Here is a 5,301-nt window from a genome sequence, read left to right on the forward strand (position 1 = left end):
GGTATACCCCAACGCGACACTCTCAAGGGTCGCGATCCGGCCGCCATCGCCACAGCCACCGTGAAGCGGTGCGAATATTGCGGGGAGCCCTACAGCCAGTACCCACCGAAAGAATCCGCAAACCGGGACACCTGCACTCCTCCGCCAGGATCCGGATTTGAAGCGTACGAGTTGAGGGCGCCGTCGAGAACAGCAACGACCTTCTCCGCGAAGAGCGCACTGTCGACAAAACGTCTCGGCTCCCTCTCGCCAACACCGAGGGAGAGCGACCACCTGATCCCATTAGCAAGATCCGCCGCATCAACAGCGCCAGCAACACCAAAGCCATACTGAACGAGGACGTCCTCGTTGAACGCGTCGTGCCGCCAAGCCCCCTTAACCCAGTAGGCGTTACTGTATCCTCGAATGGCCTCAGGCTGACCGGAAAAGTCTGTTGCGATAATAGGTAGACCCACCGCTGCACCTTCACCCAACGTGAGCCCGTAGCTTTCTGCATGGGAGTTTGTGGGGTGTACAAGCGCTCGCGCACCCCAGTACAGATCCCACTTATCTCTCTCGGATACGTCCGGCATAACCAATAGTTGCGCGCCAGGGGCATGCTTCGCGAACATCTGCGCGATCGCCGCAGTGGACGCCTCGTCGCGCTCCTTCCCAGCAATGACGATCGCCGGAGCACTCGCGGGACCGCCGCTGGCAACGAGAGCACCAACCGCTCGAGCATAGGACTCGAAGTCGAACTTGTCGTGCGGATCTAGGCGTCCAACCGTCAGGAGGTACCCATGATCACCAAAGTTTGGCGGATCCTTTGGTGGGGCCATGGGTTCGTTAATTCCGTACGGGACTACAACGCGCTTTCGTTCGCGCATCGAGCAGCCCGACAGACGCAAGAGCTCACGTTCCATCGATCGCGATGCCGTGCGAGCAGCAGAGCTTGGAAAAATCTGCACATCCCCCCGCACGGGTTTCCAAAAAGCATCGGATTGAATCCGAAATGCGGAGGGGCCATAACCGATGCTGTGCCCCATTGTAACAATGGGCGCCCTAAGTTCGTGCATGCATCGAAAAATAGAGAGCCTATCGGCATACTGCCGCTGAGCATCGAACAGCACGAGTCGCTCGGCATCCGAGGGCAAATTCTGTGACGCAAGAGGCGCACCAGTGAACACGTTGTACATCCCGCGTGGAGTCAAGATGCACCACTGCCCAACCCGTCCCCCTTCGCGCCATTGGTCTCTCAGTGCGCCGGCGACACCCTGGCGGCCATTGTTTGGGTTTCCGGCGTCGCCACCGAGGAGAGCCTCAGCGTCCGTCATGTTGTCCGCGATTGAGAGCAGCTGCAAGTCGTTCCTCCTGAGGGCAACGGCCCGCCCTTGCAAGTGGAGGGCGGAAGGGTTGTTTGCCAAACACGACCCCCCGACGCCCGGATCTATGTACGGTGCAGACCTAGCCTACGTGGCCTGAGTCACACAGGGTACGACAACTGAAGGAGTTGCGATGTTCATTCAGGATCAGACCGAACTGGTGTCGTGGGGCGGCAACACCGAGGAGCGACGCAGGGGGCGTACCCCTGTCGCCGAGTCTCAGGTGACCATCTCCCTCAAGGACGTGGAGACGATGGACCGTTGCCTGGACGCGATCGAGGAGTCCGACGGTCGCCTTGCTGCGCCACCCAAGGATGGGCGAGAGCTGCCGGCCTACGACTGGACGATCGTTTGGCGTGAAGAGAACAAGTCTGGAGGCGGTAAGGTTCATTTCGGTGTGGTCTGGTACGACGAGGACTACTACCAGAACCACAAGAACACCTTCGAGGGCAGGTTCCATGGGCATCTCTTCGAGAAGCTCGGAGTGTCGGTCGAGGACTTCAACGTGACCCACTGGAAGAAGGAACCGGTCGGCGCCTGACCAGCACATGCTCACTTCCCGTACGCGTTTCGCGAAGGCCGCCCTGCCCATCGTCTACGGCGTCAACGCCTACACGACGACCGCTATCACAATCGCCGTCATGGTTCTCGCGGCGACGCATGGGCGGGGCGGCTGGACCGTCACTCTCGCGCTTCTTAGCAGGGCTATCCCGCAGATTGCGCTTGCACCGCTTCTAGCCCCATTGCTCGACACAATCAGTCCTCGCCGCATCGTGCGCATATCTTTGGCCGTCCAGGCCACCCTCGCCGGCACCTGCGGGCTCATCGACAGCACCTGGGCAGCCCTCACACTCTTAGCCGCGATATCTTTGGTCGGGATCCTCGACGGGCCCGCGCTCCTCCTCTTAGCCGAGAGCAACCAGAATCCAGGTGACTCGGAGAACCACAGGGTCAGAGCGTTCGCCCGGATGGACACCGCGCGATTGATCGGATCGCTCGCTGGCCCCGTCTCGGGGGGAGCCCTAGTGGCCTGGGTGGGCCCGCAAAGCGTCTTCCTTGGCGCCGCAGCGGCTCTCGTGCTCACCGCAACGCTCCTCGGATTCGTCGGCAACACTCGATCGAGCAGTGCAAAGAAGCCGCGATCGTGGTGGGCGCAAGTTAAGGAAACCCCAACAGCTCTCTTCTCTGGCCAACTGCAGAGATATGCGCTTATCGGGCTCATGGCTTCTGTAGTTTTCACATCGATCTATTCTGTAGCCGAGGTACTCTACGGCCTAAAGACCTTGGATCTCTCGCCGTTCTGGTACGCTATCCTCGGTCAATTTTTTATCTTTGGACGAATCGTCGGGTCGTGGATAGGTGGTCGCATAACTCCGAATTTCGCCGTCCGCACCCTTGTCCTGTCAACTGTATTGATGGGTGCAGGGCTGACCCTTCCCGGTTTATGGGTGTCTTCAATTGCGGCAGGGATCGGTTTCGGCTGCGCAGGCATTGCCAACGCAGTGCAGGTCATTGCGATCCGGTTGATTGTCTTTAAGAGCGTGGCTGAATCACTTCGGGGGCGCGCCCTCTCTGCCATCGGGTCACTAAACCAAGCTGCTGGCCTGATTGGCATGGCCACGGCCGGTGCCGTAGTCGCGGTCGCCAGCCCCCCAGGAGCGTTGCTGCTAGCGGGGGGAGGCACCTTGGCTGTGGCGCTCGTTGTGAGCCTGGCACTCCGCAGGGCCGCCGTCGAGGTAGACATGGATGCTTTCGTCACTGACGAGCACCAAGAGCGTCAACCAGCGGACTGACGATACCGTTAGCCCATTGGGCGAGGTGCCTCCTCCCTCGTCGCTCTCAGATGCGTTGCGCCAACGGAACCGATGCACCTTACTAGGGATCTTAACGACACACTTCTGTCGCGTTGAGGCACACCCTGCGCGACAGTTACGCGACCGTAGTCTTCCCTGTTCCACAGGGTCCAAAACGGCCGTTCTGAGACAGATCTGCCTCGTGGGGTATACCCCACCGTTACGGGCCGTTGAGGCCAACCAAGCTTCCGGCGGCCCCAAGGGTCGGAGGTACGATGGGGGGCGAACCAAAGACAGGAGGCGTCATGCCGGACGAGTGCACCCAGCCCACGGCCCAGGAGATGCGCCTAGCCGATGTGCTCGCGGCTCTCGCAGACGATCATCGTCGCCATGTGGTGCGCGAGCTCGTGCGCAGCGAGGATGGGACAGGGCGAACGTGCACGAGCTTTGGCCTGCCGGTCTCAAAATCCACACGCTCTCATCACTTCAAAGTGCTGCGCGAAGCGGGCCTCGTTCACCAGGTGGACCGCGGAAACATGAGCGGAGTGACACTGCGCCGCGACGACGTCGAACGCCGATTCCCAGGCCTGCTCGCCTTAGTGGAAATCGAGGACGGATCGGCGGGTTGAGTCTGGCGCGACCGCTCACAGATGAGAGGTAACCCAATCACAAGGTTCGATTGACATCGCACCTGCTTGCATGCTCCCATAGGTTCGTCATGTATCGAACCTATGGGACTGCTATGAACAACACCGCTCGTCAACCCCGCCTTCTCGCCCTTCCCGTCATCCTGCTCGCGCAACTGGTGATCCCCCTATCCATCGCAGGAACAGCGGTAGCCCTGCCAGCGGTGAGCGACGACCTCGGAGCCGTACCTTGGCAGCTGCAGGGCGTGGTCAACGGATTCAACCTGGCCTTCGCGGTGATGACCCTATTTTGGGGTTCCCTCGCTGACCGTGTGGGCCACGACCGCACCTTTCGCGCAGGGGTGGCCATCGTCCTTGTCGGGGCGCTTGGCAGCGCTCTTGCCCCGAGCCTGCTGCTGCTCGATGCCGCTCGCATCGTAGCCGGGACTGGTGCCGCCGCTGTGCTCACCGGCGCATCCGCGACTATCTCCGGCGGATGGAAAGGAACGGCGCGCACGCGAGCGTTCGCATTTTTTGGGACGGCGAACGGAATCGGTCTCGCTTTGGGCCCCAGCGTGTCCGGGTCACTCGTTGACTTGGTGGGGTGGCGCGGGGTATTCGGAGTGCAGGCGCTCATGCTTGCGCTCGCACTGATCGGCTCAGGCAACGTGCCCCGAGTGCGGGCAGAGCGGCCGGGAGGACGGGCACCTCTGCTGGATCTCCGTCTACTGCGTCACCGGGGATTCACCGCAATGCTCCTCGTGCCGGTAGCGGGAGCGGTCGGTTTTGTCACGCTACTGACCTACCTCCCCAACGCCCTCGGGGCGGTCCGGGGCATGTCGGCGGCGGCGTCAGGAGCATTCATGTTGCTCGCGACTGCGCCGGTCATGGTGTCCCCGTTAGCAGTGGGCGCTCTCATGTCTCGGACGCGACTGAGTAGCACTGCCGTGCTCGTGACGTCTTTTCTAACTCTGATCATGGGGGCCCTGGGGCTACTCTTTCTCAGCCCAGGCGGATCGATCGTCCTGATCCTCGCGCCGATGCTACTGCTCGGCCTCGGGTTCGGGCTACCTCTAGGGCTCGTGGACGCCGAAGCGCTCGGCCAGGTTCCCGAGGAGTCAAGCGGAAGCGCGGCGGGCCTGCTGAACTTCGTACGCATCGGGTCAGAGGCGGTGGCTGTGGCTGCCTACTCAGCGACCCTTGCCGCCCTCGTCACCTCTAGCCTGGCCGACGACCCTGAGCTCGCGGCGCGAGTAGCCGCTGGCCACCCCGGTGCTCCCGCCGCCTACGCTGAAGCTCTCCATGCAGCGCTACTCATGATCGCCGGGATCGTCCTCGTCACGGGGATCGCCTGGGTGGGCCTGCGGAGCAGCGCACGCCATCTCGAGAGCGCAAGCGTGCCGCGCAAGAAAAGTAGACTGGCTGCACGAAACTAGCCACCTCAATGCGACAGATCTGTCGTCTTGAGGACCACCCTGTAGGACAGTTACGCGACCGTAGCTTTCCTCGTCACGCAGGGTC

The 5,301-nt window shown here is 61.8% G+C and carries 5 protein-coding genes; 4 read left to right on the top strand and 1 reads right to left on the bottom strand.

Features of this window, described 5'->3' with window-relative positions:
• Nucleotides 1-89 precede the first annotated feature (89 nt).
• Complete coding sequence (locus ACTICP_RS15665) at nt 90-1,175, bottom strand: glycosyltransferase (protein WP_441893940.1); 1,086 nt, start codon at nt 1,173-1,175, stop codon at nt 90-92.
• Nucleotides 1,176-1,494: 319 nt separating this feature from the next.
• On the opposite strand from ACTICP_RS15665, the gene ACTICP_RS15670 reads away from it, so the two are divergent.
• The 4 genes from ACTICP_RS15670 to ACTICP_RS15685 all read left to right on the top strand — a co-directional run bounded on the left by ACTICP_RS15670 (nt 1,495) and on the right by ACTICP_RS15685 (nt 5,216).
• Nucleotides 1,495-1,902 (top strand): hypothetical protein, encoded by a 408-nt coding sequence (locus ACTICP_RS15670; protein ID WP_441893942.1) that lies wholly within the window; start codon nt 1,495-1,497, stop codon nt 1,900-1,902.
• A 7-nt stretch (nt 1,903-1,909) separates the two neighbouring features.
• Nucleotides 1,910-3,154, top strand: coding sequence for an MFS transporter (locus ACTICP_RS15675; protein WP_441893944.1), 1,245 nt, complete (start codon nt 1,910-1,912; stop codon nt 3,152-3,154).
• Nucleotides 3,155-3,459: 305 nt separating this feature from the next.
• Nucleotides 3,460-3,783: an ArsR/SmtB family transcription factor gene (locus ACTICP_RS15680; protein ID WP_441893946.1), complete on the top strand. Its 324-nt coding sequence runs from the start codon at nt 3,460-3,462 to the stop codon at nt 3,781-3,783.
• Nucleotides 3,784-3,896: 113 nt separating this feature from the next.
• Complete coding sequence (locus tag ACTICP_RS15685) at nt 3,897-5,216, top strand: MFS transporter (protein WP_441461722.1); 1,320 nt, start codon at nt 3,897-3,899, stop codon at nt 5,214-5,216.
• The last annotated feature ends 85 nt before the right edge of the window (nt 5,217-5,301 follow it).

This window comes from Microbacterium sp. (assembly GCF_052102115.1).
In the GTDB taxonomy this organism is placed as follows: domain Bacteria; phylum Actinomycetota; class Actinomycetes; order Actinomycetales; family Microbacteriaceae; genus Microbacterium.

Coding starts and splice junctions, on each gene's coding strand:
- ACTICP_RS15670 (WP_441893942.1), top strand. CDS start 1,495: ATGTTCATTCAGGATCAGACCGAACTGGTGTCGTGGGGCGGCAACACC.
- ACTICP_RS15685 (WP_441461722.1), top strand. CDS start 3,897: ATGAACAACACCGCTCGTCAACCCCGCCTTCTCGCCCTTCCCGTCATC.
- ACTICP_RS15675 (WP_441893944.1), top strand. CDS start 1,910: ATGCTCACTTCCCGTACGCGTTTCGCGAAGGCCGCCCTGCCCATCGTC.
- ACTICP_RS15665 (WP_441893940.1), bottom strand. CDS start 1,175: ATGTACAACGTGTTCACTGGTGCGCCTCTTGCGTCACAGAATTTGCCC.
- ACTICP_RS15680 (WP_441893946.1), top strand. CDS start 3,460: ATGCCGGACGAGTGCACCCAGCCCACGGCCCAGGAGATGCGCCTAGCC.